The sequence below is a fragment of the Bacillus methanolicus genome (assembly GCF_028888695.1).
Classification (GTDB): Bacteria; Bacillota; Bacilli; order Bacillales; family Cytobacillaceae; genus Bacillus_Z; species Bacillus_Z methanolicus_B.
Window position 1 is genome coordinate 519031 of the sequence record NZ_PNFF01000002.1, and the last position, 25970, is coordinate 545000.

The 25970-nt window shown below is 39.5% G+C and carries 24 protein-coding genes (1 of these 24 running past the window's edge); 8 read left to right on the top strand and 16 right to left on the bottom strand.

Annotated features, from left to right (window positions below; all coding sequences use genetic code 11):
• Window positions 1-209 precede the first annotated feature (209 nt).
• The 5 genes from C0966_RS14160 to C0966_RS14180 all read right to left on the bottom strand — a co-directional run bounded on the left by C0966_RS14160 (window position 210) and on the right by C0966_RS14180 (window position 4647).
• On the bottom strand, window positions 210-1358 hold the full coding sequence (locus C0966_RS14160) for a glycosyltransferase family 4 protein (protein WP_274856385.1): 1149 nt from the start codon (window positions 1356-1358) through the stop codon (window positions 210-212).
• Window positions 1359-1374: 16 nt separating this feature from the next.
• Window positions 1375-1893, bottom strand: coding sequence for a phosphatase PAP2 family protein (locus tag C0966_RS14165; RefSeq protein ID WP_274856386.1), 519 nt, complete (start codon window positions 1891-1893; stop codon window positions 1375-1377).
• A 421-nt stretch (window positions 1894-2314) separates the two neighbouring features.
• Window positions 2315-3415 (bottom strand): redox-regulated ATPase YchF, encoded by a 1101-nt coding sequence (gene ychF / locus C0966_RS14170; protein ID WP_274856387.1) that lies wholly within the window; start codon window positions 3413-3415, stop codon window positions 2315-2317.
• Window positions 3416-3556: 141 nt separating this feature from the next.
• Complete coding sequence (locus tag C0966_RS14175) at window positions 3557-3754, bottom strand: DUF951 domain-containing protein (RefSeq protein ID WP_274856388.1); 198 nt, start codon at window positions 3752-3754, stop codon at window positions 3557-3559.
• Between the two features lie 8 nt (window positions 3755-3762).
• Entirely contained in the window at window positions 3763-4647 is an 885-nt protein-coding gene (locus C0966_RS14180) for a mechanosensitive ion channel family protein (protein WP_274856389.1), read from the bottom strand.
• Window positions 4648-4893: 246 nt separating this feature from the next.
• Here C0966_RS14180 and yyaC point away from each other — a divergent pair, with 246 nt between their 5' ends.
• Window positions 4894-5511, top strand: a complete 618-nt coding sequence (yyaC, locus tag C0966_RS14185) for a spore protease YyaC (RefSeq protein ID WP_274856390.1) — start codon at window positions 4894-4896, stop codon at window positions 5509-5511.
• Window positions 5512-5563: 52 nt separating this feature from the next.
• Here the strand turns inward: yyaC and C0966_RS14190 are convergent, their stop codons facing one another.
• The 11 genes from C0966_RS14190 to rpmH all read right to left on the bottom strand — a co-directional run bounded on the left by C0966_RS14190 (window position 5564) and on the right by rpmH (window position 16197).
• Complete coding sequence (locus C0966_RS14190) at window positions 5564-6268, bottom strand: DUF554 domain-containing protein (RefSeq protein ID WP_274856391.1); 705 nt, start codon at window positions 6266-6268, stop codon at window positions 5564-5566.
• 62 nt (window positions 6269-6330) lie between these two features.
• Entirely contained in the window at window positions 6331-7188 is an 858-nt protein-coding gene (locus tag C0966_RS14195; RefSeq protein ID WP_274856392.1) for a ParB/RepB/Spo0J family partition protein, read from the bottom strand.
• Complete coding sequence (locus tag C0966_RS14200) at window positions 7181-7942, bottom strand: ParA family protein (protein WP_274856393.1); 762 nt, start codon at window positions 7940-7942, stop codon at window positions 7181-7183. The genes C0966_RS14195 and C0966_RS14200 overlap by 8 nt, the downstream gene beginning before the upstream one ends.
• A gap of 183 nt (window positions 7943-8125) precedes the next feature.
• Entirely contained in the window at window positions 8126-8995 is an 870-nt protein-coding gene (noc, locus tag C0966_RS14205; protein ID WP_274856394.1) for a nucleoid occlusion protein, read from the bottom strand.
• Window positions 8996-9112: 117 nt separating this feature from the next.
• Window positions 9113-9829 (bottom strand): 16S rRNA (guanine(527)-N(7))-methyltransferase RsmG, encoded by a 717-nt coding sequence (gene rsmG, locus C0966_RS14210; protein ID WP_274856395.1) that lies wholly within the window; start codon window positions 9827-9829, stop codon window positions 9113-9115.
• A gap of 201 nt (window positions 9830-10030) precedes the next feature.
• Window positions 10031-11920, bottom strand: a complete 1890-nt coding sequence (gene mnmG / locus C0966_RS14215; protein WP_274856396.1) for a tRNA uridine-5-carboxymethylaminomethyl(34) synthesis enzyme MnmG — start codon at window positions 11918-11920, stop codon at window positions 10031-10033.
• Window positions 11921-12170: 250 nt separating this feature from the next.
• Entirely contained in the window at window positions 12171-13556 is a 1386-nt protein-coding gene (gene mnmE, locus C0966_RS14220; RefSeq protein ID WP_274856397.1) for a tRNA uridine-5-carboxymethylaminomethyl(34) synthesis GTPase MnmE, read from the bottom strand.
• Window positions 13557-13944: 388 nt separating this feature from the next.
• Window positions 13945-14565, bottom strand: coding sequence for an RNA-binding cell elongation regulator Jag/EloR (gene jag, locus C0966_RS14225; RefSeq protein WP_274856398.1), 621 nt, complete (start codon window positions 14563-14565; stop codon window positions 13945-13947).
• Window positions 14562-15341 carry a YidC family membrane integrase SpoIIIJ gene (gene spoIIIJ / locus C0966_RS14230; RefSeq protein ID WP_274856399.1) on the bottom strand — a complete coding sequence of 260 codons (780 nt, stop codon included), beginning with the start codon at window positions 15339-15341 and terminating at the stop codon, window positions 14562-14564. The genes jag and spoIIIJ overlap by 4 nt, the downstream gene beginning before the upstream one ends.
• A 142-nt stretch (window positions 15342-15483) precedes the next feature.
• Entirely contained in the window at window positions 15484-15852 is a 369-nt protein-coding gene (gene rnpA / locus C0966_RS14235; RefSeq protein ID WP_274856400.1) for a ribonuclease P protein component, read from the bottom strand.
• Between the two features lie 210 nt (window positions 15853-16062).
• Window positions 16063-16197 (bottom strand): 50S ribosomal protein L34, encoded by a 135-nt coding sequence (rpmH, locus tag C0966_RS14240; protein ID WP_003347090.1) that lies wholly within the window; start codon window positions 16195-16197, stop codon window positions 16063-16065.
• Between the two features lie 578 nt (window positions 16198-16775).
• Between rpmH and dnaA the strand changes: the two genes are divergently transcribed.
• The 7 genes from dnaA to gyrA all read left to right on the top strand — a co-directional run.
• Window positions 16776-18122, top strand: coding sequence for a chromosomal replication initiator protein DnaA (gene dnaA / locus C0966_RS14245; RefSeq protein ID WP_274856401.1), 1347 nt, complete (start codon window positions 16776-16778; stop codon window positions 18120-18122).
• Between the two features lie 174 nt (window positions 18123-18296).
• On the top strand, window positions 18297-19433 hold the full coding sequence (gene dnaN, locus C0966_RS14250; RefSeq protein WP_274856402.1) for a DNA polymerase III subunit beta: 1137 nt from the start codon (window positions 18297-18299) through the stop codon (window positions 19431-19433).
• A 246-nt stretch (window positions 19434-19679) separates the two neighbouring features.
• The gene (yaaA, locus tag C0966_RS14255) at window positions 19680-19895 is read left to right on the top strand and encodes a S4 domain-containing protein YaaA (protein ID WP_274856403.1); all 216 of its coding nucleotides are present in this window, start codon (window positions 19680-19682) and stop codon (window positions 19893-19895) included.
• An 18-nt stretch (window positions 19896-19913) separates the two neighbouring features.
• Window positions 19914-21032 (top strand): DNA replication/repair protein RecF, encoded by a 1119-nt coding sequence (gene recF, locus C0966_RS14260; protein WP_274856404.1) that lies wholly within the window; start codon window positions 19914-19916, stop codon window positions 21030-21032.
• A gap of 9 nt (window positions 21033-21041) precedes the next feature.
• Entirely contained in the window at window positions 21042-21290 is a 249-nt protein-coding gene (gene remB, locus C0966_RS14265; RefSeq protein WP_274856405.1) for an extracellular matrix regulator RemB, read from the top strand.
• Between the two features lie 94 nt (window positions 21291-21384).
• A complete protein-coding gene (gene gyrB, locus C0966_RS14270) occupies window positions 21385-23307 on the top strand; it encodes a DNA topoisomerase (ATP-hydrolyzing) subunit B (protein ID WP_274856844.1) in 1923 nt (640 codons plus the stop codon).
• Between the two features lie 183 nt (window positions 23308-23490).
• Window positions 23491-25970 carry the 5' portion of a DNA gyrase subunit A gene (gyrA, locus tag C0966_RS14275; protein ID WP_274856406.1) on the top strand. The gene runs 22 nt beyond the window's last position, so only the first 2480 of its 2502 coding nucleotides appear in the window; it begins with the start codon at window positions 23491-23493; the stop codon falls past the right edge of the window.

A 25970-nucleotide genomic window follows, 5' to 3' on the forward strand; every position in this document is an offset into this window, starting at 1 on the left:
GTCTAAACGGCCCGAAAACGGGCAAGGAGCAATTATTCATTACTCACAAGATGAAATTATAGCATAGTTTTTCTAGCTTTGCAATTGAAGATCCTATTTGTCTTTTTTGTGGAAAAGAGGCGGAGCTACGCTGAAAAAGATAGAAATGGCAACTTATCTTTAGCATGATTAAAAAATCGCATATAAAAAAAGCACCATGCAAGTGCTTTTTAAGCATGAAGCAGCATTTTCTTTTTCTTGAAAATAACTTCTTTATATTCTTCTATCAGCCCGTCAAAGATTGATTCCCATGATTGCTTTAAAGCGTATGTTCTCGCTGAATGCTCCATTGTTTTCCGTTTCGCTTCATTCAAGAGAAGCTGCTGGATGGATTCAAGAAAATGCTCGTGGTCATGGGAACGGCAAATCATACCTGTTACATTGTTCTGAACAATTCCTGTTACTCCTCCTAAGTCTGCAACAATCGCCGGTGTTCCAGAAGCGAGGGATTCTAATACAACATTTCCAAATGTTTCAGTTGTTGAAGGGAACACAAACAAATCGGCTTCTGCATACGCCATGGCCAGTTCCTCACCTTTTAAATATCCCGTCAAGGTTGCATTTTTCTTATCCTTTACGTGATCAAACACTTCCTTGTAACTTGGCCCGTCGCCTGCTATGACCCAATGAATTTCTTTTTGAAACTCCGCCGGCATTTCATCTATCATTTTATAAAGAGTGTGGAGGTCTTTTTCCGGAGATAAGCGGCCAACATAAAGAAGAATATAGCGCTCTTTAATTTGATACCGATTGCGCAAATAGTCGTTTTTCTTTTCAGGATTAAATAAGTAGCAATCGACGCCTCTGCTCCAAATCGAGAGGTTTTGGAATCCACTTTCCTCTAAATAATCTTTCGTATCGGAAGATGGGACAAAAATTCTTTCAAATGGCGTGTGAAACCATTTCATATAACGCCATAAAAGTGAAGACAGCCACGTTAGTTTATAATACTTCAAATACTGGTCAAAGTGGGTATGGTAGGAAGCGACCATTGGGATTCCAAGCCGTTTGGCAGCATGAATCCCATACAAGCCCATTGTCAGAGGTGTAGCGATATGAACAAGATCAGGCGAAAAATCGCTTACCCGTTTAAGTATATTATAAGGATTAGCAATTGCAGTCCGGCATTCAGGATAGAATAAAAAAGGAAAGCTCGTAAATTGGTGTGTATTAGGATACATAATTCCTTCCTCTAACTCAGGAACAAAAATCTCATATTCGATTCCTCTTTTTTCCATATGATCAGCCAGTCTTTTCAACGTTCGCGCCACACCGTTCACTTGCGGATAAAATGTATCCGAAAATAATGCAATACGCATTGTTGACCTCCTCTTCTTAAATAAAATAACTAAAGAACAGAGCTGTCATAGAACCTAAAATTGCCCCTGCTGCTACATCAGATGGGTAGTGGACACCGAGCACAACCCTCGAAAAAGCCACGAGTGCAGCTAAAGGAAGAAGAAAAGGTACCAATTCTGGAATATATATACAATAAGGAACGACTACTGAGAAAATGGCAGTGGAATGCCCTGAGGGAAAAGAATGATCCTTAAATAAATAGCCATACACTTTGGCATCAGGCAATGCCAGATAAGGACGAATCCGGCGGAAAAATCGTTTCAATAAGATTGCAATCAAATGGCTGATCGCCAATGAAAAGCTGGCGGCCAAAACAGTTGATTTCAAGAAGTCCGGACCGACAATATGAAGCAGCAATTGAATAGAAATAGTAAAACCAGCACCACCGAAATGCGTAATCCATTTAAAAAAGGAAATCACAGTATCCGGCCACCGGTTACAATGATAAAACCAATTTTGATCATATTTATAAATCCATGCTTTTGCCCTTTCCACCGGTTGATTTCCCCTTTACAATCGTTTCTTTACAACAATTATAAAGAGCAATAGTAAGAGAAAAATTAAGAAGATGTAAAGATTTTATTAATCTTAATATTCTGAAAAATAAACGTAACAAAAAACGTGCATGAGTTTTAAACTCCCAACCCTAACATGGAAATAGCTTTCATTATAAACAGAACCAACATAATAAGGCGGTGTGAGCGAAGCCAAGCTCTAAATCTTTACAAAGCTAAACAAGTATCATGTTAAAGATAAGTTCCCATTTCTATCTTTGTTAGCGTAGCTCCGCCCCTTTTCCACAGAAAACGCCCTGCAGATATCATCCGCAGAGCTGCTGTTACTAATATATTTTACCAATACCATGTACCATAACCGACAATACTTAAATTGACGGATGAAAAGAACAACATCAATTTTATACATTAAAACGGAAATGGATAATGTCACCGTCTTGTACTTCGTAGTCTTTTCCTTCAAGGCGTACTTTCCCAGCTTCGCGGGCTGCCGCCATGGAGCCGGCCGCTAACAAGTCATCATAAGAAACAGTTTCAGCACGAATAAAGCCTCTTTCAAAGTCCGAATGAATAATTCCGGCACATTGCGGAGCTTTCATGCCTTTACGGAACGTCCATGCACGCACTTCCTGAACTCCGGCAGTGAAGTATGTGGCAAGACCCAATAATGAATAAGCTTTTCTAATTAATTGATCAAGGCCGGATTCTTCAATTCCAAGTTCTTGTAAAAACATTGCTTTTTCTTCGCCGTCCAGCTCTGCAATTTCCGATTCAATTTTTGCACAAACAACAATCACTTCGGAGTTATCTTTTTCCGCGTATTCTTTTACTTGTTGGACATATTCATTTGAAGACGGATCGGCAATATCTTCTTCCCCGACGTTTGCCACATATAAAACCGGTTTGATTGTAAGTAGATGAAGCCCTTTGACAACTTTCATTTGTTCATCGGTAAACTCTACCGCACGGGCAGGCTTTTCTGATTCAAATGCTTCTTTCAGCATCGAAAGAACTTCAAACTCGAACATGGCATCTTTATCTTTTTGCTTTGCCATCTTCTCAACACGGCCGATGCGTTTTTCTACTGTTTCAAGATCTGCTAAAATTAATTCCAAGTTAATGGTTTCAATATCAGCAACCGGATCGACTTTTCCGGAAACATGAGTGATGTTATCATCAGCGAAACAGCGAACAACTTGACAAATCGCATCCACTTCACGGATATGGGACAAAAATTTGTTTCCAAGGCCTTCCCCTTTGCTCGCACCTTTTACGATCCCGGCAATATCGGTAAATTCAAATGTTGTTGGCACTGTTTTTTTCGGCTGGACAAGTTCTGTTAATTTTGTTAAACGGTGATCCGGCACTTCGACAATCCCTACATTCGGGTCAATCGTACAGAAAGGATAGTTTGCGGCTTCTGCTCCCGCTTGAGTAATGGCATTGAAAAGTGTCGATTTTCCTACATTCGGCAGTCCGACGATACCTGCTGTTAAAGCCATCCCTGTCACTCCTCTGATCATATTATCTATTTAATCCGTTTAGGTTAATGATTAAAACGAATAAGCCTCTCACAATTATAGATAGTAGCTATTAAAAACACAAGTGTCTGACGCCAAGTAAAAAACAAAAAGAAGCATGATTTATTCCTCATGCTTCACAAGTATTTTTTTCATTTTTCGTATAAATTTTTTCCGCGGAATTAACACGCTATGGGCGCAGCCTTCGCATTTAATGCGGATGTCCATGCCCATTCTAATAATTTTCCAGCGGTTTGTTCCGCAAGGATGAGGCTTTTTCATCTCGACAACATCATACAGTCCAAACTCTTTTTCCTCCATTTGCTATCCTATTCCTTTCCTAACTGTTTTTGCGCTTCCTGTTCATCACTTCGGCTGTACATGACAAGGCGCGGGAACGGAATATCGAATCCATGGGCTTCAAGCAACACTTTTATTTCCCTTCGCAGCATTCTGGCAATATTGAAATGCCGCATTGGCAATGTTTCAGCTACAATTCTCAAGACTACTTCTGTTGCACCAAGATTTTGAACACCCAATAGTTCCGGAGGTTTGACGATTTCCTCATATTGATCCGGGAGGTCCTTCAAAAACTCTTGAATGACTTTTTCCGCGCGTTCAATATCTTCATCATAGGCAATGCTGACGTCTACCACCGCCACGCTGTTATAAATTGAAAAGTTGGTAACCTCTGTAATGCTTCCATTCGGAAGAATATGAAGTTCACCTGTCCAGTTTTTAATTTTCGTTGTCCGTAAGCCAATTTCCTCTACCGTTCCTTCAAACTGGCCTACACGTATATGGTCTCCTACAGAAAATTGATCTTCAAAAATAATAAAAAACCCGGAAATGATATCTTTTACAAGACTTTGTGCACCAAAACCGACTGCCAGGCCGACAATCCCTGCCCCGGCTAAAATAGGTTGTACCTTAAAATCCAGTGTTGACAAAATCATAATAATAGCAATGAAATAGACAACATATGTAAGCACATTTTCAAGCAATTTCTTTAATGTAGCTTCCCGGCGCTCCGAAAAACGAAGGGGAGCTTTTGCCCTCACAAGGAAAATATTTTTGATGATCAGTTTGCCGATCCGCAAAACAATTGCAGAGAGTATCATAATGGCAATAATTTTTAGCAGGTCTGCTCCAATCGCGATCCATGTATCTTCGTTTAGAATTTTTTCTTTAAGATTATTAATCATTTTTTGCATAATATCACCTGTTTTCGGGTATATTCAAAAGCTGTAAAAATTTCATCGTTCGCACATTTCAAGTGCATCCTTCATTTCATTCATTTAATCTTAACAAGTTTTTATTTTACTTTGTAGTTACTAACCGTGCAACCAAAATAAGCTCCTAGTTCTTTTTACCTTGTTTACAGAATTCCCATTTCAGGTATGTATACATAACATAAATTTTCCGTATACTGTTACTACTATCGAAAAGGAGTGGAACCAATGAATCTAAAAACCAATTTTTTTGAAAAGCGAGGCGAAGCGGCAAGAATATTTCACGATGAGCAGCTGGCTTCTGAAAAAATTTCAACCGAATTATTGTCATTTCTTCCAATTATTAGCAGCCGCCCGATCGTTTTTGTTTGTATTGGCACTGACCGCTCAACTGGTGATTCATTAGGTCCACTTGTCGGAACACTTCTGGAAGAAAAAACGATTGCTCCTTTTCACATATACGGAACGCTTGAAGATCCAATCCATGCAGTTAATCTTGAAGACAAATTAATGGAGATCAAAGAAAAACATGTTCACCCTTTTATCATCGGAATTGATGCATGCCTTGGACGGTTAAAGAGCGTTGGTGTTATTCAAATCGGTGAAGGGCCGGTTAAACCCGGAGCAGGAGTGAATAAAGAGCTTCCGCCTGTAGGAGATATTCATATTACAGGTATTGTGAATGTCAGCGGCTTTATGGAATTTTTTGTATTACAAAATACTAGGCTTAATCTTGTATTAAAAATGGCAAAAACAATTGCAGATGGCATTTATACAGCTAGCCTGGCTTTCCATAACAAACAATCATGGAAAGAAGTAAACTTGAGCCTCGATCAAACGAATTAATGTAAAAGGGAAGGACCTAAAGAAAAAATTCCCATTGTTTATAACAATAATTTTACTGAAAACAATAAATAATTGCAACGATCAGCCCGGATACGACGATGCCGGGCAATAAATTTGCTACGCGGATTTTTGTTATACCTGTCAAATTTAATCCGATGGCAAAAATCATCACTCCGCCTGTAGAAGTCATTTCCGCTATAAAGCGATCCATAAGCGCTTGTGGCACAAACCGGTCAATTTGCGTGGCGAAAAGTGCGATTGTTCCTTCATAAATCATAACCGGGAAAGCAGAAAACAAAACGCCGATTCCGAGCGTAGTCGTTAAAATTAATGCAGTAAATCCGTCAATAATCGCCTTTGTATAAAGAACATCGTGATCACCGCGAATTCCACTGTCCAATGCGCCAATAATCGCCATTGCCCCAATTACAAATATCAACGTTGCTGTTACAAAACCTTGTGAAATGCTGCCCTTGCCTTTAGAGCCGATTTTTCTTTCCAGCCAGTACCCGAGCTGATTTAATTTGTCTTCTAGTGCTAATATTTCTCCAATAACTGCTCCTAAAACTAAACTAATAATCACAACGAGAAAATTATTGCTTTTGAAGCCCATTTGCAATCCGAGCACCATTACGGCCAGCCCGATTCCGTGCATAACCGTTGCCTTCATGTGTTCAGGAATGCGGTGGAGCAGTTTCCCTATAAAAGTGCCGACAATAATGAAAAGTCCATTTACAAGCGTTCCTAGTAAAAACATGTTTTTCTCCTTTGTTGCTAATATCTCTATAAAAAAATAAACCATCGTCTTGTCTTGATGGCTTAAGAGGACAAATCATTTGCATCCAATAATTCGAGAATCCGTTCTAAGTCTTCTTGTGAGAAAAACTCTATTTCGATTTTCCCTTTATTTTTCGTTTTCTTTATATTGACTGTCGTGCCAAACCGCTCACGCAATAATGATTCTCTCTCCTGCAGAAAAAGATCTTTTTCAACTTTTTTCTTTTTTGTTTCACGTGAAACATTTTCATTTAATTGTTGGATCAGATGTTCAAGCTGGCGGACATTTAAATTTTCTTTGATTATTTTTTCAACAACAGCAGCCATTTTTTCTTTATTACGCAAGCCTAATAATGCCCTTCCATGGCCCATTGATATTTGTCCTTCTGAAATTAACTCCTGAATATTCGGGGGAAGTGATAGAAGCCTTACATGGTTTGCAATATGCGGACGGCTTTTCCCGAGTCTTTTTGCTAATTCTTCCTGTGTTAAATTTAGTTTTTTCATTAACATTTGATATGCTGAAGCTTCCTCAATAGGAGTTAAATCTTCCCTTTGCAGATTTTCCAAAACCGCTAACTCCATCATCTGCTGCTCGTTTAAATCACGAACGACAACGGGCACCTTTTCTAAGTTTGCTTCTTTTGCTGCACGATAACGCCTTTCGCCCACAACAATCTCATAACCTTTAATGCTTTTTCTGACGATGATCGGCTGCAAAATCCCGTGTTCGAGAATCGATTGTTTCAATTCTTCAATCGCTTCTTGCTGAAAAACCTTTCGTGGTTGATAAGGGTTGGGACGAAGTTCTTTAATGTTGACTTCCTGAACTGTCTCTCCATTTTCAACTTCCAAATACGTGAAAAATGCATTGAGTCCTTTTCCTAAACCTTTAGCCATTTACAACCACTTCCTTTGCCAAATCTAAATAAACCTCCGTTCCCCTTGATTTTGGATCATATATAATAATCGGTTCTCCATGGCTTGGTGCTTCACTTAGGCGTACATTTCTTGGAATGATGGTTTTATATACTTTATCTTGAAAATATTTTTTTACTTCTTCGATCACTTGGAGACCAAGGTTTGTTCTGGCATCAAGCATCGTTAATAAGACACCTTCAATCCGGAGATTATGATTAAGATGTTTTTGAACGAGACGTACAGTATTCAACAGCTGGCTTAAACCTTCTAGTGCATAGTATTCGCACTGGACCGGAATTAAGACTGAATCAGAAGCGGTTAAGGCATTAATCGTCAGCAAGCCAAGTGATGGCGGGCAATCAATAATGATATAATCGTAATTTTCTCTCACTTCCTCTAGTGCCCGTTTCAATCGAACTTCCCTTGAAATCGTCGGTACGAGTTCAATTTCTGCACCGGCCAACTGAATGGTAGCCGGAATTACATCTAAATTTTCAACAGAAGTCGGCTTTATGACTTTTTTGGCTTCTACATCGTCTACTAATACATCGTATATGCATTGAGCTACGTCAGCTTTTTCAATTCCAACACCGCTGGTAGCATTACCTTGCGGATCTATGTCTACCAATAAAACTTTTTTTCCTATGTATGCTAAGCAGGCGCCTAGATTGACAGAGGTGGTCGTTTTTCCGACTCCCCCTTTTTGGTTCGCGATTGCAATTACTTTGCCCACGATGTCACCTACCCTCATTTCCTGTATGCTTACTCTTTGACTAGTAATCATGTAATCTATTTTATCATAGAAAAGATTGGATAATAGATTTTTTCTCTAAATTCCATAGAAACACAGAATTTTATAAACATAAAAATAAGAGAAACGAATCGATTGTTCAGTTTCTCTTCTAAGGAATAAGTGCTATTTCTTTTTTGGAATGCGAATGGTGAACTGGTAATAATCTTCAAATTCTTCCTCTTCTGAGTCAAGGGTAATACCGCTTTCTGACACCATTGATAATGATTGGCGAATTGTATTAACCGCAATTCTCATATCTTTGCTGAGTGCCTTTCTTCTCGGCTGAGGCTTTTTTTCCGTTTGGTCAATCATTTTTGCAACCCGTTCTTCGGTTTGTTTTACATTTAAATTTTTATCAATAATTTCCTGCAGTAATTTTACTTGTTTATCCGGATCTTTCAATGGAATAAGAGCCCGGGCATGCCGTTCGGTAATTTTCTTATTCAAAAGCGCTTCCTGGACTTCATTTGGCAGTTTAAGAAGGCGGAGCTTATTTGCAACTGTGGATTGTCCTTTTCCCAACCGTTGTGCCAAAGCTTCTTGCGTTAAATTATGAAGCTCAAGCAATTTCCCGTATGCGATCGCTTCTTCAATTGGGGAGAGTTCTTCTCTTTGCAAATTTTCAATCAGAGCCATTGAGGCGGTTTCTGTATCATTAAGATTTTTAATAATCGCAGGAACTTCATCCCAGCCAAGCTTTTTCATCGCCCGCCAGCGCCGCTCGCCTGCGATAATTTCAAACTGGTTCTGTCCAAACTCTCTGACTACGATCGGCTGAATAATGCCATGTGTATGAATCGTCCGTGCCAATTCTTCTATTTTCTCATCGTCAAATACCGTCCTTGGCTGAAAGCGATTCGGAACGATATCTTCGATCGGTATCTTCTTTATTTCTTCCGTATGATCGGTTTCGAATTGTTCAGCCGGAATTTCTATTTCATCTTGTTGATCTTTTTCGCCTAGGCCAAAAAAGCGTGAAAATGAACGCTTCATCACCCTGCACCACCTTTACGAAACTCCCTATAACATATTCTCTATAAAAATGACAAGTTCCTGCTATTCAAATACATTATAAAACAAATTATGCCACATAATGCGGAAAAAGTAACTCTATTCTATAGGTATTTTATTAGGAGTTCCCGGCTTTCTTGGATATTTTTTAGGGGTTTGCTTTTCTTTTTTTATAATTAAGATGTTCCGTTCGCTTTCCTCTAGAGGCAAACGGAAAGAATGAACACTTTGAAGGTTTCCCCCTAATACGGAAATCGCTTTTTTGGCTGCTTCCAATTCCTCGTTGGCACTGGCTCCTTTCATCGCGATAAATGTTCCACCTGTTTTTGCGAGCGGCAAACAAAGCTCGCTTAATACAGACATTTTTGCCACTGCCCTTGCGGTAACAACATCATAACTTTCACGGTGTTCTTTTTTTTGGCCAAATGTTTCAGCTCGGTCATGAATAAATTGAACGTTCTTTAATTGTAAAACCTTTCCTAAATGCTCCAAAAAAGTAATTCGCTTATTCAATGAATCAACAATCGTCACATGCAGATCAGGAAAAGCGATTTTCAAAGGTATACTCGGAAATCCCGCTCCTGCCCCTACATCGCAAACACGCAAAGGTTTCTGAAAATCAAAATAAAATGCTGCCGAAATCGAGTCATAAAAATGCTTTAAATAAACTTCATTTTTCTCGGTAATGGCAGTCAAGTTCATTTTTTCATTCCACTCGACAAGTGTTTGATAATACGTTTCGTATTGATCTAATTGCTGTCGGGAAAGGAAAATTCCTTTCCCGGACAGCATCGTTTGAAATTGTTCTATATTCATAAGGCCAATCCTTCCTTGGATGTTTGAAAAGCGCAAGCGTCTTGGGAGGCTGGCTCATAAGGGTCTGACTCCCTCCGACAAAGACCATATATAGAATGGTTTTATTATATATTATATTGGAGGGGTTTGAGCCTTTGCTTATGAGTCAGCCTCATGCGATGAATCGCTTCCGAAGCGTTCTTTGTGCAGCCAGACAAGGTTTTATTCATTCGAAACCCGAGCAATACGGCCTTGTTCGATATACACAAGCAATATCGAAATGTCAGACGGATTCACGCCGGAAATACGCGATGCCTGCGCAATGGATAAAGGTCTTATTTTATTAAGCTTCTGACGTGCTTCTGTTGCTAATCCTGTGATTGCATCATAATCAATGTCTTCAGGAATTTTTTTGTCTTCCATTTTCTTTAATCTCTCAACTTGCTGCAGAGATTTTTCAATATAGCCTTCGTACTTAATTTGAATTTCTACTTGCTCTTTCACTTCCGAATCTAACTCGATTTCATTCGGAGCAAGCTTCTCAATATGTTCATAGGTCATTTCCGGACGTTTCAGAAGGTCAGACGCCCGAATCCCGTCTTTCAGTTCGCTTCCGCCCAGTGAACGGATTAGTTCTTGAACGTCTTTAGAAGGCTTGATAATAATGGAGTTCAGCCGTTTTTTCTCAGCCTCGATTGCTTCTTTTTTCGCAATAAATTTTCTGTAACGTTCTTCGGAGATAAGCCCGATTTTGTAACCAAGCTCTGTCAAACGAAGATCGGCATTATCATGGCGGAGAAGCAGCCGGTATTCGGCTCTTGACGTCAATAAACGGTATGGCTCATTTGTTCCTTTCGTTACAAGGTCATCAATCATCACACCGATATAAGCGTCAGACCTGCTTAAAATGACTTCATCTTTTCCTAAGGCATTGCGGGCAGCGTTAATTCCCGCCATTAATCCTTGTCCGGCAGCTTCTTCGTATCCTGATGTTCCGTTTATTTGTCCGGCAGAATAGAGATTTTTGATCAATTTTGTTTCTAATGTCGGCCAGAGCTGTGACGGAACGATGGCATCATACTCGATTGCGTAGCCGGCGCGCATTATTTGTGCATTTTCAAGTCCCGGAACTGTCTTTAAAATTTTCTTTTGGACATCTTCCGGCAAACTTGTTGACAGCCCTTGTACATAAACTTCTTCCGTATTTCTTCCTTCAGGCTCCAAAAAGATTTGATGGCGCGGCTTATCGTGGAAACGAACAACCTTATCTTCAATGGATGGGCAATAACGTGCACCTGTTCCTTTGATCATTCCGGAAAACATCGGCGAACGGTGCAAGTTTTCATCAATCAGACGGTGCGTCTCCTCGTTTGTGTAAGTTAGCCAACAAGGAAGCTGATCCGTAATGTATTTGGTTGTTTCATAAGAAAACGCTCGTGGAACGTCATCACCCGGTTGTATTTCCGTTTTGCTGTAGTCAATTGTATTGCTGTTTACACGAGGCGGAGTTCCGGTTTTAAAACGGACAAGTTCAAAACCAAGCTCCTCCAAATGTTCTGATAACTTGATGGAAGGCTGCTGGTTATTTGGTCCGCTTGAATATTTCAGTTCTCCGATGATGATTTCTCCTCTTAAGAAAGTACCGGTTGTAATGACAACTGTTTTTGAACGATAAACAGCCCCTGTATTTGTGATTACACCTTTACATACTCCATCTTCAACAATTAATTTTTCAACCATACCTTGAATTAAAGTAAGGTTTGGTTGGTTTTCGAGCGTTTTTTTCATTTCATGTTGATAGGCAAATTTATCTGCTTGAGCACGCAATGCGCGGACAGCAGGACCTTTTCCTGTATTCAGCATCCGCATTTGGATATAGGTTTTATCAATGTTTTTACCCATTTCTCCGCCTAATGCATCGATTTCTCTCACGACAACTCCTTTAGCTGGTCCGCCAACGGAAGGATTGCATGGCATAAAAGCAACCATATCAAGGTTGATTGTGATCATTAATGTTTTGGCACCGAGCCTCGCGGAAGCAAGACCAGCTTCACAGCCGGCATGTCCCGCTCCGATGACAATGACATCATAATTCCCAGCTTCGTATTGCATCACGCTACCTCCTTTTTAAAATGAAAATTTATGCTTATGAACGATTTTTTCTGTTTGATGAATTATTTCCCGGGTTATGAACGAATTCCGATGTTACGAACCAATCCAATTTCGAGATTTATGAGCTTCTTTTGGTGGTTTATAGCCAATTCACATGATTTATGAGCCACTTTTCATGATTTATAAGCCAATTCACAAAATTTATAAGCCAAACTCGATATTTTAGACCCATTCCGGGTTTTGAACCACGTTATTTCCCTAAACAGAATTGTGAAAACAACTGATCAATCAGACTTTCGTGGACACTGTCTCCGATAATTTCTCCAAGCAGTTCCCATGTTTTTGTTAAATCAATTTGAACGATATCGATCGGGGTTCCCATTTCAACTTCCCTTATCGCTTCCTCAATCGAATTCAGCGCCTGATGAAGCAAAGCAATATGGCGGCTGTTGGATACATATGTCATATCTCCCGCTTCGATAGAACCTTCAAAGAACATGGACGCAATCGCTTCTTCCAATTCATCTACTCCGCGGTCTTCCAGAAGAGACGTTGTCACAATTTTGTGATCTTTCGCCAGTTCCTTTACTTTTTCCATATCGATTTTCTGCGGCAAATCCGTTTTATTAACGATCACGATGACATCCATGCCTTCTACGGCTTTAAAAAGATTCTCATCCTCCTGTGTCAGATCGTCGGAATAGTTCAGAACAAGCAGGATCAAATCGGCTTCTTTTAAAACTTGTCTTGACCGCTCTACTCCAATTCTCTCTACAATATCTTCGGTTTCTCGTATTCCGGCTGTATCTAAAAGGCGCAAAGGAACTCCTCGTACGTTTACGTATTCTTCAATAACATCCCGTGTTGTACCGGGAATATCGGTTACAATGGCCTTATTTTCATGAACAAGGCTGTTTAGAAGTGAGGACTTGCCGACATTTGGACGTCCAACTATTACCGTTGATAATCCTTCTCTTAGTATTTTTCCCTGCTCGGAAGTCCGCAAAAGCTTTTGAATTTCTTCCCGCACATATTGAGCTTTTTCCAAAAGCATTTTGTGCGTTATTTCCTCAACATCATCATACTCAGGATAGTCGATATTCACCTCTACGTGGGCGAGAATTTCCAATATTTCTTGACGCAGCTTTTTAATTAATTTTGAAAGGCGTCCTTCCATTTGTCCAAGCGCAACATTCATGGCCCGGTCTGTTTTTGCCCGGATTAAATCCATGACAGCTTCGGCTTGTGATAAATCAATGCGTCCATTTAAGAAAGCACGTTTCGTAAATTCCCCCGGTTCTGCAAGGCGCGCCCCATTGCTTAGCACGAGCTTAAGCACACGATTTACTGAAACAAGCCCTCCGTGGCAATTGATCTCCACTACATCTTCTTTCGTAAAAGTTTTTGGGCCTTTCATAACAGAAACCATGACTTCCTCAGCAATTTCGTTCGTCTTTGGATCAATAATGTGTCCGTAATGAATCGTATGGGATGCAGCATCTTTTATCCGCTTTCCGCCAACGCCGCGAAACAGCTTGTCCGCGATCTCGATCGATTGATCGCCGCTCAAACGCACAATCGCAATGGCTCCTTCCCCCATCGGAGTAGAAATGGCGGCTATTGTATCAAACTCCATCCCTGTTCACCTCTCTTTTTTTAAAAATTTTTCTATTAGGGTTCTATAGTTAATGACGCTTTCGCTTCGACGTACACTTCATGTGCAGATACAGACGTTTCAACTGGACAAGGGAAAATTCGATTCGGAAGTGTTACTTTCGGACAGAGGAAAGTTTGGCTTTCCGTAGATCGTGACTGTTTTAGCTTGCTATTGTCTTTTTCCCCTAAGTTTCTACAATACCACATGCTCGATTTATGAAAAAGTAAAATGATTAGATTTATCCACAACTGTATATTTTTCTTGTTTTATTGTAACTTATCCACATGTGAATAACAATAAAACGAAAATCCATTAGAATTTATTAAAAAAACTCCCGGATGCAATCACCGGGAGTTTTGAAATATTCTTATTTTACAGGTGAAATAACGACATAACGATGTGGTTCTACTCCATCAGAATAAGTTTTCACACGGGCATTATTCGCTAAAGCGGTATGAATGACTTTACGCTCGAATGAAGGCATCGGTTCAAGTGCAACGTCACGCCCGGATTTAAGTGCTTTTTGTGCAAGACGTTCCGCTAATTGAACAAGTGTTTCATTTCTTCTTGTTCGATAATCTTCGGCATCAAGAAGAACTGTCATATATTGATCTGAATAGCGGTTGATCACTAATTGTGTTAAGTACTGAAGTGAATTAAGTGTTTGCCCTCTTTTTCCGATTAAAAGAGCAATTTTTTCCCCTGATAACAGGAAACTTACCTGCTTTCCTTCTTGAACAACTTCAATATTGATTGATGCCCCCATCTTCTCGGCAACGTTTTTTAGAAATTCCTTTGCCTCTTCAATCGGATCAATCTTTATTTCAGCTTTGACAACTGCCGGGCGTGATCCAAAAAACCCGAATATCCCTCTTTTTCCTTCATCAATAATCGTTATTTCTACGCGCTCTTTCGTGGTGTTTAATTGAGTTAAAGCTGATTCCACTGCTTCATCGACAGTTTGTCCAGTAGCAGTTACTTGTTTCACTTCTTTGCTCCTCCTGCTTTGCCGGTCTCTGCCTCTTTTTTGAGATCCGGGCCCTTAATGAAATAAGTTTGAACAATCATAAAAATGTTACCGACTACCCAATATAATGAAAGTGCCGCCGGAAAGTTAATCGCAAAAATGATGATCATGATCGGCATCATCCATAGCATCATTGCCATTTGCGGATTTTGGTTTTCCGTTCCGGCCATCATCATTTTCTGCTGGATAAATGTTGTTGCACCCGCAATAAGCGGCAGTATGTAGAATGGATCCGGATCTCCTAAATCAAACCATAAAAAATTATGATCAGCGATTTCGTTTGTACGAGAAATTGCATGGTAAAATCCAATAAGGATCGGCATTTGAATTAATAATGGAAAACAGCCTGCAAACGGGTTTACTCCATGCTTTTGAAACAAAGCCATTGTTTCCTGCTGAAGCTTTTGCTGTGTTTTTTGGTCTTTTGAGCTGTATTTTTCCCTTAGTTTTTGCAATTCGGGCTGAAGCGCTTGCAACGCTTTCGAATTTTTCGTTTGTTGTATCATCAAAGGAAGGATTGCAAGCCGAATAAGTATCGTTACAAAGATAATGGATAAACCATAACTTCCACCCGCTAATTCAGCCACTTTTTTAATCAACATCGAGAGCGGATATACAATATATTCGTTCCAAAAGCCTTCACTCTTAGGTGTAATTGGCTGGTTGTATTCCGTACAGCCCGTAAGAATTGTGATCAGCGAAATGAAACCAATTAAAAGAAGTATTCGCTTTTTCAACCGTATTTTCCTCCTAACTGCATGTAGAATCATTCTATCGAAAACAGGGCATCAGATCTTGCCCTATTTAAAACCTTTTAAATCCACATGTATTTTACCATCTTTTCTATGTAAGCGTCTTTATAAACTTAGCAAAAAACAATTATTGTTTTTCATTATTTCCACGCTCTGTGCTTTTAAAAACTTTCGCTACTTTTAAAACATGGGTAATACTTTTCTTTACTTCATGAAAATCCATGTCCGCTGCCGGCTTTCTCGCAATGATTACATAATCGTTGCCGCTTTGTATTTGATCTTTCAATTCCAAAAAGGCCTGGCGAATATATCTCTTAATTTGATTTCTGGTTACGGCATTTCCGATCTTTTTACTGACAGAGAGCCCAATGCGGAAATTAGGCTGGTCCGCTTTTTTTAAAACATACACAATAAACTGCCGATTCGCATAAGATTTTCCTTTTTGAAATACTTCCTGAAACTCTTTGTTTTTTTTGATCCGCAATTCTTTTTTCATGGTTTATCCACCCTCAGGTACTGTTCTGGATCAATTGCCGCTAGTTGAAAGTTAAATTTTGATAAAACAGAAAAGCGTCTTCGGAATTAGATAAACAGTCTATCTCCAGTGCTTCTCGGGGCTAACCAATGCACTTGCGCTTTTCTTAACAAACGGCAGAAAAGAGAAATTGAACTCTATGTGAAAAAAGACCACTGACATTTCAGTGGCCTAAGCTGATAATACTTTTCTTCCTTTACGACGACGGCGAGCCAGAACTTTACGTCCGTTAGAAGTGCTCATCCTTGCCCGGAAACCGTGAACTCTTTTGTGTTTACGGTTGCTTGGTTGATAAGTTCTTTTCATTATATGACACCTCCCTCGAGGAATAGCGTTAAAGACAGTCTTTCTAATTATATAGATTTACTTAAAAAATTGTCAACTGCACTATTAACAATGATCTTTTCATCCTGCATTTTAAAAATTGATTTTTTCTCCTCCAAAAAGTTATTCCAAAAAAGCGACTTTACACGAATCACCCCTAAAAAAATAGTATTGTGGATAACGTTCGACAGATTTTTCTTATCCACAACAGATACTGACAACTTTTTCACACACTCAAGTCTTGTGGACAATTTTTATCAACACGCCGGACCACTTGTGGATAAAGTTTGAAAAAGCATTGCACCTATTAGTTTTATTTGATATCATTAACTGTGTTTTCACTCTGTATAAATCTTTGTGCATAACTCATTTATCCACAAATTGTGGATATAGTGTGGACAGGTTATTCAATGGGTATGGAAAAGATTATCCACAAATAGTGGATATTGTCGAAAACCTTTTTCCTTCCTTATTATATAGTTTTCCACATACTAAGTTTCGTATTTTTATAAATTAATAGGTTCTGGATTACGAACGACAGTTTAAAGGAGGGGTGACAGTTGGAAAATATTGCGGATCTTTGGAATAAGGCTTTGTCGAATATTGAGAAAAAGATAAGCAAACCAAGTTTTGAAACGTGGCTGAAATCGACGAAAGCCCATTCCTTGCAAGGCGACACTCTTACGATCACAGCCCCAAATGAGTTTGCCCGGGATTGGCTGGAAGAACGCTATTCCCAATTAATCTCTGGAATTCTCTATGAAATTACTGGGGAGGAATTAAGAGTAAAGTTTATTATTCCGCAAAATCAAAGTGAAGAAGATGTTGATCTTAAACTTCCTCCAAAAAAAACAAAAAAGGATGAAGATCAGCCGGATTTTCCGCAAAATATGCTAAATCCAAAATATACTTTTGACACGTTTGTCATTGGTTCAGGAAACCGTTTTGCCCATGCAGCTTCGCTGGCAGTTGCAGAAGCTCCGGCAAAAGCCTATAACCCTCTATTTATTTATGGTGGTGTAGGTCTTGGAAAAACACACTTAATGCATGCAATAGGTCATTATGTTTTAGAACATAATCCGTCCGCAAAGGTCGTTTATTTATCTTCCGAAAAATTCACGAACGAATTTATTAATTCAATTCGTGACAATAAGGCTGGCGATTTCCGCAATAAATATCGAAATGTGGATGTTCTTCTAATAGATGATATTCAATTTCTTGCCGGAAAAGAACAAACCCAGGAAGAATTTTTCCATACGTTTAATACTCTACATGAGGAAAGCAAACAAATTGTCATTTCGAGTGACCGGCCTCCTAAAGAAATACCGACTCTTGAAGACAGATTGCGATCCCGTTTTGAATGGGGGCTAATTACTGATATTACCCCTCCTGATCTGGAAACCAGGATTGCAATTCTACGAAAAAAGGCGAAAACAGAGGGATTAGATATCCCAAATGAGGTTATGCTTTATATTGCAAATCAAATAGATTCGAACATACGTGAACTTGAAGGGGCGCTAATAAGGGTTGTTGCCTATTCATCCCTCATAAACAAAGATATTAATGCCGACCTTGCGGCTGAGGCTCTGAAAGACATCATTCCAAGCTCGAAACCAAAAGTGATTACCATTCATGATATTCAAAAAGCGGTCGGAGAGCATTTTAATGTCAAACTGGAAGATTTCAAAGCAAAGAAAAGGACGAAATCAGTTGCTTTCCCAAGACAAATTGCCATGTATTTATCAAGGGAACTGACTGATTTCTCCTTGCCGAAAATTGGGGAAGAATTTGGCGGAAGAGACCATACGACCGTCATCCATGCTCATGAAAAAATTTCAAAGCTGCTCGAAACCGATTCAACACTTCAAAAACAGATTAAAGAGATTCATGAAATGTTAAAAGTTTAATAATGTGTATAACTTTCATTAACTTACACACAGTCTGTCCACATGTGGATAGACTGTGTTTCCTTTCATAATCGGAGTTATCCACATATGAACAAGCCCTACTACTACTTCTATTATTTTATTAAAAGATTATTATTAAAAATAGCATTCAAAGTTGAAACGGAGGATTAACAAATGAAATTTATAATCCAACGCGACCGTCTTGCTCAAAGCGTACAAGATGTTATGAAAGCAGTCTCTTCAAGAACAACTATTCCTATTCTTACAGGGATTAAGATTGCAGCAACTGAAGAAGGGGTAACTCTTACTGGAAGTGATTCAGATATTTCGATCGAATCTTTTATCCCGAAAAAGGAAGACGGTAACGAACTTGTTGAAATAATAGAATCAGGAGCAATTGTTTTACAAGCTCGTTTTTTTAGTGAAATCGTTAAAAAGCTGCCGACTGATACTGTTGATATCGAAGTTCAAAACCATTTACAAACTGTTATTCGGTCCGGAAAATCTGAATTTAACTTACATGGGTTAGATGCAGAAGAATATCCGCACCTTCCGCAAATCAAAGAAGAAAATGTGTTCAGAATTCCTACAGACCTGCTAAAAATGATGATTCGTCAAACGGTATTCGCTGTTTCCACTTCAGAAACACGTCCAATCTTGACAGGAGTTAACTGGAAGATTGAAAACAGAGAATTGACCTGTATTGCAACAGACAGCCATCGCCTTGCCTTAAGAAAAGCGCAAATCGAAACAGAGAGTAATGAATCATATAATGTTGTAATCCCTGGAAAAAGTTTAAACGAATTAAGCAAAATTCTTGATGACGGCAATGATCCAATTGATATTGTTATCACTGAAAATCAAGTCCTATTTAAGGCGAAGCATCTGCTATTCTTCTCCCGCTTGCTGGAAGGAAACTATCCGGATACGTCCCGTTTAATTCCAACAGACAGCAAAACGGATGTTGTCGTAAATTTAAAAGAATTTATACAGGCCATTGACCGTGCGGCATTATTAGCCCGTGACGACAGAAACAATGTCGTTAAGTTCTCAACGTTCGACAACCAATTGATCGAAATCTCCTCCAATACTCCTGAAATCGGGAAAGTTGTTGAGGAAGTACAGGCTCAATCAATTGATGGAGAAGACTTAAAGATTTCCTTTAGTGCAAAATATATGATGGATGCTCTAAAAACATTAGAAGGAACAGAGATTAAAGTCAGCTTTACTGGAGCAATGCGCCCATTCTTAATTCGTCCGATTAACGATGATTCCATCCTGCAATTAATCCTGCCAGTAAGAACATATTAGAAAAATTTTTCTTTTATAAGGAGCTGACTCATAAGGGTCCGACTCCCTCCGGCAATGACAATATATAGGATTGCTTTATTACAGTTTGTCTATATGTTGCATTGGAGGGGTTTGACCCTTTTTTTATTTAGAAACTAAGAAGGCAATTCAGAAACATGAGGCAGCGCAACTTTTGCTTTTCTTTGTGTAAAATAATTTTTTTTAGTAAAATTAAATATTAGATACTATTGACGAAAGAGTGAAACGATGGCGAAAGAAATCAAAATTGAAACGGAATTTATTACTTTAAGCCAATTTTTAAAGTTGGCTGATGTCATACAGACTGGCGGAATGGCAAAATGGTTTTTAAGTGAACATGAAGTGTACGTGAACGGTGAACGGGATCAAAGAAGAGGCCGGAAATTAAGAGCAGGAGATGAAATAAAAATACCAAATATTGGAATTTTTATCATAAAGCACTGATCAAAGGATGAAACGTAAATGTTTATTGAGCAGCTGTCTTTGAAAAATTATCGGAATTATGAAGAACTCGAAGCCCAATTTGAAAATAAAGTAAATGTTATTCTCGGGGAAAATGCCCAAGGAAAAACAAATGTAATGGAATCTATTTATGTATTGGCAATGGCCAAATCCCACCGCACTTCAAATGATAAAGAACTTATTCGCTGGGATCAGGATTATGCTAAAATAGAAGGTAGGGTAAAAAAAAATCATGGTTCCCTGCCTATTCATTTGATTATTTCAAAAAAAGGAAAAAAAGCAAAAGTAAACCATATTGAGCAGCAAAAACTCAGCCAATTTATCGGAAATATGAATGTTGTCATGTTTGCGCCTGAAGATCTCCATCTTGTAAAAGGAAACCCTCAAGTAAGGCGTCGTTTTATTGATATGGAAATTGGGCAAGTTTCAGCTGTATATTTACATGAAATGAGCCAATATCAAAAAATATTACAACAGCGCAACCATTATTTAAAACTTTTGCAATCCCGAAAGCAAAACGATCAAGCCATTCTTGAAATACTGACAGAGCAATTTATCGGAATAGCGGTTCGGATTATAAAAAAGCGTTTCGAGTTTTTACAGCTTCTTCAAAACTGGGCGATGCCGATTCATAAAGGGATTTCAAGAGGGATGGAAACGTTAAAAATTGAGTATAAACCATCGGTTGAAGTATCAGAAGACCAAGATTTGTCGAAAATGATAAAAGTATTTGAAGATAAATTTTTAAAAGTTAAAAATCGGGAAATAGAACGCGGAGTCTCACAGTTTGGTCCCCATCGGGATGACCTTCTTTTTTTTGTAAATGGCAGGGATGTACAAACATTTGGATCGCAAGGACAGCAGCGGACAACGGCCCTGTCTGTAAAATTGGCAGAAATAGAGCTTATTCATTCAGAGATTGGCGAATACCCGATATTGCTGTTGGATGATGTTCTATCCGAACTGGATAATTACCGCCAATCCCATTTGTTAAATACCATTCAAGGCAAGGTTCAGACGTTTGTTACAACGACAAGTGTTGATGGAATTGACCATCAAACATTAAAAGAAGCTTCCACCTACAAAGTAGAAGCCGGGGTCATGAAACGGGTTCAATGAGGTGAGAAAATGTATCTGCATGTCGGAGAAGATATTCTTGTTAGAACGAAGGATATTATTGCAATTCTTGACAAAGAAAGCGTAAAATCCTCGCCTTTTGTGCAAGAGTTTATAGGAGAGCAGATGGATCGAGTGATCGACCTTTCAAAAGGTTCTTTTAAATCAGTCGTGATCACTTGTGAGAATATTTATTATTCTCCCCTCGCCTCAGGAACGTTAAAGAAAAAATCCAGAGTGCTATCGATTCAAGAATATTAATTTTTCTCTATATTCACCGCCTTGTCCAACGGCAAGATTTTATAGATGAAATCCAGAGAGTATGCTAATGAAAGTGTAGGTGATCGATGTGGCTATGGAGCAAAATGCGATGCAAGAGCAAACGTATGATGCAAATCAAATACAAGTATTGGAAGGTCTTGAGGCAGTACGAAAGCGGCCCGGGATGTACATTGGATCAACAAGTGCAAAAGGCCTTCACCACCTTGTATGGGAAATTGTCGATAATAGTATTGACGAAGCATTGGCTGGTTATTGTACGGAAATTAATGTCACAATTGAAAAAGATAACAGTATCACAGTTGTCGACAACGGACGCGGAATTCCTGTCGGCATTCAAGAAAAAATGGGCCGGCCTGCCGTTGAAGTTATTTTGACTGTTCTTCATGCCGGAGGAAAATTTGGCGGCGGAGGATATAAAGTATCCGGGGGACTCCATGGTGTTGGTGCTTCAGTTGTGAATGCCCTTTCTACTGAACTTGAAGTATTTGTTCATCGTGACGGTAAGATTCATTATCAGAAGTACGAGCGCGGAGTGCCATGTGAAGATTTAAAAGTGATCGGAGAGACAGACCGGACAGGAACGACTATTCGTTTTAAACCTGATGGAGAAATTTTTACTGAAACGCTTGAATTTGATTATGAAACACTGGCTAACCGTTTGCGGGAGCTCGCGTTCTTAAATCGCGGAATAAGAATCACAATTGAAGACAAACGTGTTGAAAATAAAAGAAATGAATATTATTACGAAGGCGGAATTAAATCTTACGTTGAGCATTTAAACCGTACAAGAGAAGTCCTTCATGAGGAACCTATTTATATGGAGGGGGAAAAAGATGGCATCGCCGTTGAAGTTGCCCTCCAATATAATGATGGCTTTACAAGCAATATTTATTCTTTTGCCAATAATATTCACACCTATGAAGGCGGAACCCACGAGTCCGGTTTTAAAACAGCTTTAACGAGAGTTATCAATGATTATGCAAGAAAGCATGGAATCTTTAAAGAAAACGATGCGAACCTTTCGGGTGAGGATGTGCGTGAAGGTTTGACAGCGATTGTATCCATAAAACATCCGGATCCGCAATTTGAAGGGCAAACAAAAACCAAGCTTGGGAATTCGGAAGTTCGTGCCGTTACTGATACTATTTTTGCTGAAAACTTTGAAACGTTTTTATTAGAAAACCCTTCCGTTGCACGCAAAATTGTTGAAAAAGGATTAATGGCGGCAAGAGCTAGATTAGCAGCTAAAAAAGCCCGTGAGTTAACAAGGCGCAAAAATGCATTGGAAATATCCAGCCTGCCGGGAAAACTGGCCGATTGCTCATCAAAAGACCCTTCGATCAGTGAACTATATGTGGTAGAGGGTGATTCTGCCGGAGGTTCGGCAAAACAAGGACGCGACCGCCATTTCCAGGCGATATTGCCTTTGCGCGGAAAAATTTTGAATGTAGAAAAAGCAAGGCTTGATAAAATTCTTTCCAACAATGAAGTAAGAGCGATTATTACAGCTATCGGAACAGGAATTGGCGAAGATTTTGATATATCAAAAGCCCGTTACCATAAAATTGTGATTATGACAGATGCGGATGTTGACGGCGCTCACATTCGTACACTATTATTAACATTTTTCTATCGATATATGAGAAAAATTTTAGAAGCCGGTTACGTATACATCGCGCAGCCGCCTTTATATAAAGTCCAGCAGGGAAAACGGATTGAGTATGCTTATAACGATCGGCAGCTGGAACAAATTTTATCCGAACTACCGTCCCAGCCAAAACCGGGCATACAGCGTTATAAGGGGCTTGGAGAAATGAATCCGGAGCAGCTTTGGGAAACGACGATGAATCCTGAAACCCGTACTCTCCTTCAGGTAAGTCTAGAAGACGCGATTGAAGCGGATGAAACTTTTGAAATATTAATGGGTGATAAAGTAGAACCGCGACGCCAATTTATTGAAGAAAATGCTATTTATGTAAAGAATTTAGACATATGACATTTTCAGGATAGAGGAGTTGGCGTCTATCCTGATTTTCTTAATAATATAAGAAAGTATATATTTCTGGACTTTGAAAACTGTCCAGCTCCAGCGCTTGTCGGGTCTGAGCAAGGCGCTTGCGCTTTTCTTATAGATAGACCGTTCTGCTTGCTTTTTTAAGTAAAAGGAGGTTTCTCTCATATGGCTGAAACGCCTAATTCCCGTGTAAAAGAAATCAATATAAGCCAGGAAATGCGGTCATCATTCTTAGATTATGCGATGAGCGTTATTGTTTCCCGCGCTCTTCCTGATGTTCGGGACGGTTTAAAACCCGTTCACCGCAGAATTTTATATGCGATGCATGATCTTGGAATGCATGCGGACAAACCGTACAAAAAATCAGCCCGTATCGTCGGGGAAGTAATCGGTAAATACCATCCGCATGGCGATTCTGCTGTTTATGACACGATGGTGCGGATGGCACAGGATTTTAACTACCGGTATATGCTTGTCGATGGTCATGGAAATTTTGGATCAGTGGACGGAGACGCTGCGGCAGCAATGCGTTATACAGAAGCGAGAATGTCCAAAATTTCGATGGAATTGCTTCGGGATATTAACAAAGATACGATTGACTATCAAGATAACTATGACGGAGCGGAAAAGGAACCGGTTGTACTGCCTTCCCGTTTCCCGAATCTTCTTGTGAACGGCTCTTCCGGAATTGCTGTCGGAATGGCAACAAACATTCCTCCTCACCAGCTTGGTGAAGTCATTGACGGGGTGTTAGCTTTAAGTAAAGATCCTGATATAACCATTCAGGAGCTTATGGAAGTCATTCCGGGACCGGATTTTCCGACTGCCGGCCTTATTTTAGGAAAAAGCGGAATCCGTAAAGCATATGAAACAGGAAGAGGTTCGATCACTCTTCGGGCAAAAGTCGAAATTGAACAGCAATCCAATGGCAAAGAAGTAATTATTGTTAAAGAACTTCCTTATCAGGTAAATAAAGCAAAACTGATTGAAAAGATTGCAGAACTTGTCCGCGATAAAAAAATCGACGGTATTACTGACTTGCGGGATGAATCTGACCGAAACGGAATGCGTATTGTAATCGAAGTCAGAAAAGACGCAAATGCTAATGTATTGTTAAATAACTTGTACAAACAAACAGCATTGCAAACAAGCTTTGGCATTAACTTGCTGGCATTGGTTGACGGCCAGCCGAAAGTTTTGAATTTAAAACAATGCCTGCAGCATTATTTAGACCATCAGAAGGTTGTCATCCGCCGCAGAACAGAATTCGAACTTCGTAAAGCAGAAGCGCGCGCCCATATTTTAGAAGGATTGCGCATTGCCCTTGATCACCTTGACGAAGTGATTAATCTGATTCGTAATTCACAAACAACTGATATCGCACGTGAAGGCTTGATGACACGATTTCATTTATCTGAAAAACAAGCACAGGCGATTTTGGATATGCGCCTCCAGCGCTTAACCGGATTAGAACGCGAAAAAATTGAAGAAGAGTATCAAAGCCTTGTTAAACTTATTGCCGAATTAAAAGCGATCCTTGCAGACGAGGAAAAGGTACTTGAAATTATTCGCGAAGAGCTAAGTGAAATTAAAGAACGCTTCAATGATGAGCGCCGCACGGAAATCGTTGCGGGCGGAATCGAATTCATTGAGGATGAAGACTTAATCCCGCGTGAAAATGTTGTTATTACATTAACACATAATGGTTATATTAAACGTCTTCCGGTATCAACATATCGTGCTCAGAAGCGCGGCGGCCGGGGAATTCAAGGAATGGGAACGAATGAAGATGACTTTGTAGAGCATCTCATAACTACCTCTACACACGATACGATTCTTTTCTTTACGAACAAAGGGAAAGTGTATCGTGCCAAAGGTTATGAAATTCCGGAGTTCAGCCGGACAGCAAAAGGAATCCCGATCGTCAACCTTCTGGAAGTCGATAAAGATGAATGGATAAACGCAATCATTCCGGTTGAAGAATTTGACGAAAACTGGTACTTATTCTTCACAACAAAAGAAGGAATATCCAAACGCTCTCCGCTTTCTTCATTTGCTCATATCAGAAATAATGGGTTAATTGCTTTAAACCTCCGTGAAGGAGATGAGTTAATCTCTGTAAGATTAACAGACGGCAGTAAACATATTATTATCGGAACGAAAAACGGCATGCTGATTCGCTTCCCTGAAACAGATGTCCGCTCAATGGGCCGGACTGCTACAGGCGTAAAAGGCATTAGCCTTGATGAAGGTGACGAGGTCATCGGAATGGAAGTTCTGGAAGAGAATAACGATATCTTGATTGTAACGAAAAACGGCTACGGTAAACGTACACCTGCCTCTGAATACCGTGTTCAAGGAAGAGGCGGCAAAGGAATTAAGACTTGTAACATAACTGAGAAAAATGGAAACCTTGTAGCCATGAAGGCAGTAACCGGTGAAGAAGATCTCATGTTGATCACTACCGGTGGTGTATTAATTCGCATAGATGTGGGCGGCATTTCTGTCATGGGCCGAAACACCCAAGGGGTTAAACTTATTCGTTTAGAAGCAGACGAAAACGAATATGTAGCAACCGTTGCCAAAGTGGAAAAGGAAGAAGAAAGCAGCGCAATGGAATCCGAGGATGAAGAAAGTACTTTTGT

Bases quoted from the DNA above. Each gene is read 5' to 3' on its own strand.
- ychF (WP_274856387.1), bottom strand. From the start codon at position 3,415: ATGGCTTTAACAGCAGGTATCGTCGGACTGCCGAATGTAGGAAAATCG.
- rnpA (WP_274856400.1), bottom strand. From the start codon at position 15,852: ATGAAAAAAGAATTGCGGATCAAAAAAAACAAAGAGTTTCAGGAAGTA.
- yaaA (WP_274856403.1), top strand. From the start codon at position 19,680: ATGGCGAAAGAAATCAAAATTGAAACGGAATTTATTACTTTAAGCCAA.
- C0966_RS14160 (WP_274856385.1), bottom strand. From the start codon at position 1,358: ATGCGTATTGCATTATTTTCGGATACATTTTATCCGCAAGTGAACGGT.
- mnmE (WP_274856397.1), bottom strand. From the start codon at position 13,556: ATGGAGTTTGATACAATAGCCGCCATTTCTACTCCGATGGGGGAAGGA.
- mnmG (WP_274856396.1), bottom strand. From the start codon at position 11,920: ATGCAATACGAAGCTGGGAATTATGATGTCATTGTCATCGGAGCGGGA.
- noc (WP_274856394.1), bottom strand. From the start codon at position 8,995: ATGAAGCGTTCATTTTCACGCTTTTTTGGCCTAGGCGAAAAAGATCAA.
- rpmH (WP_003347090.1), bottom strand. From the start codon at position 16,197: ATGAAAAGAACTTATCAACCAAGCAACCGTAAACACAAAAGAGTTCAC.
- yyaC (WP_274856390.1), top strand. From the start codon at position 4,894: ATGAATCTAAAAACCAATTTTTTTGAAAAGCGAGGCGAAGCGGCAAGA.
- recF (WP_274856404.1), top strand. From the start codon at position 19,914: ATGTTTATTGAGCAGCTGTCTTTGAAAAATTATCGGAATTATGAAGAA.
- C0966_RS14175 (WP_274856388.1), bottom strand. From the start codon at position 3,754: ATGGAGGAAAAAGAGTTTGGACTGTATGATGTTGTCGAGATGAAAAAG.
- rsmG (WP_274856395.1), bottom strand. From the start codon at position 9,829: ATGAATATAGAACAATTTCAAACGATGCTGTCCGGGAAAGGAATTTTC.
- remB (WP_274856405.1), top strand. From the start codon at position 21,042: ATGTATCTGCATGTCGGAGAAGATATTCTTGTTAGAACGAAGGATATT.
- C0966_RS14180 (WP_274856389.1), bottom strand. From the start codon at position 4,647: ATGCAAAAAATGATTAATAATCTTAAAGAAAAAATTCTAAACGAAGAT.
- C0966_RS14190 (WP_274856391.1), bottom strand. From the start codon at position 6,268: ATGTTTTTACTAGGAACGCTTGTAAATGGACTTTTCATTATTGTCGGC.
- gyrB (WP_274856844.1), top strand. From the start codon at position 21,385: ATGGAGCAAAATGCGATGCAAGAGCAAACGTATGATGCAAATCAAATA.
- C0966_RS14195 (WP_274856392.1), bottom strand. From the start codon at position 7,188: ATGGCTAAAGGTTTAGGAAAAGGACTCAATGCATTTTTCACGTATTTG.
- dnaN (WP_274856402.1), top strand. From the start codon at position 18,297: ATGAAATTTATAATCCAACGCGACCGTCTTGCTCAAAGCGTACAAGAT.